Source organism: Marinobacter antarcticus (assembly GCF_900142385.1).
Classification (GTDB): domain Bacteria; phylum Pseudomonadota; class Gammaproteobacteria; order Pseudomonadales; family Oleiphilaceae; genus Marinobacter; species Marinobacter antarcticus.
Window position 1 is genome coordinate 1 of sequence record NZ_FRAQ01000009.1, and the last position, 3,127, is coordinate 3,127.

The window sequence follows — 3,127 nt, forward strand, 5'->3', positions numbered from 1 at the left end:
ACTTCGTGACAAACACGAGTCAGAGCAGCGGTCAGAGTCGTCTTACCATGGTCTACGTGACCAATAGTGCCCACGTTCAGGTGCGGCTTTTTACGTTCAAACTTAGACTTAGACATTCGACCAATCTCCCTGATCAACCTGGATCGTAACGCTGACCGGATAAGTAGTGGAGCTCATGACCGGAGTTGAACCGGTGACCTCATCCTTACCAAGGATGTGCTCTACCGACTGAGCTACATGAGCATTACAAGTAAAATTGGAGCGGGCAGCGGGAATCGAACCCGCGTCATCAGCTTGGAAGGCTGAGGTAATAGCCACTATACGATGCCCGCGAGCAATTAAGTGGTGGAGGGGGCAGGATTCGAACCTGCGAAGCTTTCGCGTCAGATTTACAGTCTGATCCCTTTGGCCACTCGGGAACCCCTCCGAGTCAGGTGCAGCATTACGCACCTGTCACAACAAAAAAGTGGAGCTGGCGGACGGAATCGAACCCCCGACCTGCTGATTACAAGTCAGCTGCTCTACCAACTGAGCTACGCCAGCTCACAATCGCCTCTTAAGCGAGGGCGGTATACTACGGAGTTTTGGCTGGCGTTGCAACACCCTCACAAGCGTTGATTTCGATGAAATCGAAATTATTGCCATAATCCGCTTCTGCCGCTCGAACCCGCTTTTCAACAAGCTCCGGCCTCGCCTCAAAAGACAGCGCGTAGCTTAGCTGATTTCGGGGGAAGTTGACCAGTACCGCATTGAGATTCTGATGTTTTTTTTCTTCGAGAACGGAGATTGCGGCCTCGAGAGACTCAAACAACCCGAGTGAAATGGCATTACGGTTTTCGCCCTGCGTGACCAGGTAAGAGTCGACGCCTTGTTTCCGAAGATTTCTCAACTGTTCCAGAGCAACCTGCTCCGGCTGGGGAGGAATAATAACCCAATGCAGCGGCGGAAACTCCCGCTCTCTTTGTTGCACTCGATACCCCTGAGACCGAATGGCAATAACCTCATCAGCCAGCGTTTCGGCCGCAGCGCGGGTATCGAACCAGCCAACCGTCACGCAGCTTTGCGCCAGTGGCTCGCCCGAGCCGATGACATTTGCAGAACCTGCTGGCTCGACAGAACTAACGTCGCGCAAATCCGAAAACTTTAGACTCCCTACCCTCGGCAGGGTCCCGGTCACCACGTTATTGGACAGCTGGGATTCAGGCGACTTGCTAGCGGCGTACCAAAGTGCGGCATTCAGGACCAGCAGAGCAAGCGCAAAAAATTTCATTATCCAAACGCCTCACTATCGATATACCCAAGGCCATCCAGTACCAGTGAGGGGTGATGAGCCCCCTTCATTCCCAGTGCAAACAGTCGTCCCGCATCTCCTCCGGTTACCAGAGTCTGAGACAAATTCAACTCAGACACATCCTTGCTGACCCGTTCAATCATTGCCCGAGACAACCAGGACAACCCTTGATTTACACACTCTGCGGTATTAATTCCTGGTTCCGCCTTCGACACCTCACCCTCCTCAAATGCAATTCGGGCCGCGTCATTTTTCAGGCTTTTTAACATCATCTTCAGACCAGGAAGGATATACCCACCGAGATGCTGCCCAGAATTATTAACATAGTCCACAGTAATCGCGCTACCAGCATCTATGACGGCACATCCGCACTTGTAGCGCTTCCACGCGCCATACATCCCATGCCAGCGATCGGCTCCCATGGTCCGCGGATCCATGTAAGAGTTTCGCAAGCCAAATCGCTGGGCTTCAGCCCAGTAAAAATGCACCGGGCCGGATACCTTTTGCTCGAGGTATGATGAAAGCCGCAGCCGAATATCTTCGTGGATAACCGCCGAAACCCCAACCCGGGAAACTGCTCCCAGATAACCTTCAATACTCGCCAGCGGGGCATTCGTGCCCAGCGCAGACCAGCCCTCGTCAATAACGATACCTTCCTGCTCCAAGCGCCACTTAAAACGGGTATTACCCGCATCGACCAACAGCCTCATAATGCGACCCGCAAACTTATTTCGCCCGCACGAATGGGGACCACACCTGACTCTCCCTCGACAAGATAGTTTCCCTGTTTATCGATACCACAACCAACGCCGATGACACCGCCCCCCTGAGCCACGAGATGTTGCCCCTTGAACAAGTCCCGGGCTTGCCACAGCTCCTGAAAGGCGCTGAACCCTTTTTCAGCGAAAATCTCGGCGCTCTCAAGCAATGCACTGATGAGAGCAGATGCAATCCGGTTCCGTGACCAGCCGGTTTGCGAAGAGATGCCGGCGAGACTAGACCAAGGCTGATCAACATCATCAGCGCGACTCATATGGACGTTGATGCCGATACCGGCGATAACCCGGACAAGTCCTTCCTGCAACTCCCCCTGAAGCTCGACCAGAATCCCTCCGAGCTTTCCGTCAGGCAGGAAGATATCATTGGGCCACTTGAGGCGTACACCGGGCACACCTAACTCCTCGAGAGTTTCAGCGACAGCAACGCCCAATACAAGACTAAGCCCATCAAGAACGGAAAACCCGCCATGGAACGTCAGGCCAGCACTCAAGTATAAATTCTCACCCCGGGGACTGCGCCAAGGCCGACCACGACGGCCTCGCCCCATGGTCTGACTATCTGCGATAGCCACCGGCACGCCGGCCGCCCCCATCGATATCTGCCTGAGGACCTCCGTATTTGTAGAATCCACCTCATCCAGGACGGACAGGGAAATACGACTGCGAGCTGGTTCAGCGAGCCCACTCAGGATGATGTCTGCATCAAGCAGGTCCACGGGCGTAACAAGCCTGTAACCCCGCCCTCTGACGGTCTCAATCTCGAAACCCTCATCAAGCGCCCGATGCACCTGCTTCCATACTGCAGTGCGACTGACGCCAAGCTCCCCGGCCAGACGCTCTCCGGAATGAACCTGTCCATCACTGAGTAACGATACAAGTGCTTTGGATTTCATAAAATACCATCGGGCAGGAGAATGAGTAACGCGGGGATTAAACACCAGAAGAGATGAAAAGACAAAACGAAAAAACCCCCAACGGCAGTCCGCTGGGGGTTTTCGGTATTAAGAGTCTGACGATGACCTACTCTCACATGGGCAATGCCACACTACCATCGGCG

4 protein-coding genes and 4 tRNA genes are annotated in these 3,127 nt (G+C 54.0%); all 8 read right to left on the reverse strand.

The window, feature by feature from the left end; all coding sequences use genetic code 11:
- Positions 1–116: GTP-binding protein (locus BUA49_RS17430; RefSeq protein ID WP_217650434.1), on the reverse strand; the 116-nt coding region annotated here is incomplete at its 3' end.
- Between the two features lie 51 nt (positions 117–167).
- A tRNA-Thr gene (locus BUA49_RS17435) sits at positions 168–243 on the reverse strand.
- Between the two features lie 14 nt (positions 244–257).
- Positions 258–332: transfer RNA gene (locus BUA49_RS17440), tRNA-Gly, on the reverse strand.
- Positions 333–343: 11 nt separating this feature from the next.
- Positions 344–427 (reverse strand) — tRNA-Tyr (locus BUA49_RS17445).
- Between the two features lie 40 nt (positions 428–467).
- Positions 468–543, reverse strand: a tRNA-Thr gene (locus BUA49_RS17450).
- A gap of 31 nt (positions 544–574) precedes the next feature.
- A complete protein-coding gene (locus BUA49_RS17455) occupies positions 575–1,270 on the reverse strand; it encodes a hypothetical protein (protein WP_072799889.1) in 696 nt (231 codons plus the stop codon).
- On the reverse strand, positions 1,270–2,001 hold the full coding sequence (locus tag BUA49_RS17460) for a type III pantothenate kinase (protein WP_072799890.1): 732 nt from the start codon (positions 1,999–2,001) through the stop codon (positions 1,270–1,272). The genes BUA49_RS17455 and BUA49_RS17460 overlap by 1 nt, the downstream gene beginning before the upstream one ends.
- The gene (locus BUA49_RS17465) at positions 1,998–2,963 is read right to left on the reverse strand and encodes a biotin--[acetyl-CoA-carboxylase] ligase (protein WP_072799892.1); all 966 of its coding nucleotides are present in this window, start codon (positions 2,961–2,963) and stop codon (positions 1,998–2,000) included. The genes BUA49_RS17460 and BUA49_RS17465 overlap by 4 nt, the downstream gene beginning before the upstream one ends.
- Between the last annotated feature and the right edge of the window lie 164 nt (positions 2,964–3,127).

Coding starts and splice junctions, on each gene's coding strand:
- BUA49_RS17465 (WP_072799892.1), bottom strand. CDS start 2,963: ATGAAATCCAAAGCACTTGTATCGTTACTCAGTGATGGACAGGTTCAT.
- BUA49_RS17460 (WP_072799890.1), bottom strand. CDS start 2,001: ATGAGGCTGTTGGTCGATGCGGGTAATACCCGTTTTAAGTGGCGCTTG.
- BUA49_RS17455 (WP_072799889.1), bottom strand. CDS start 1,270: ATGAAATTTTTTGCGCTTGCTCTGCTGGTCCTGAATGCCGCACTTTGG.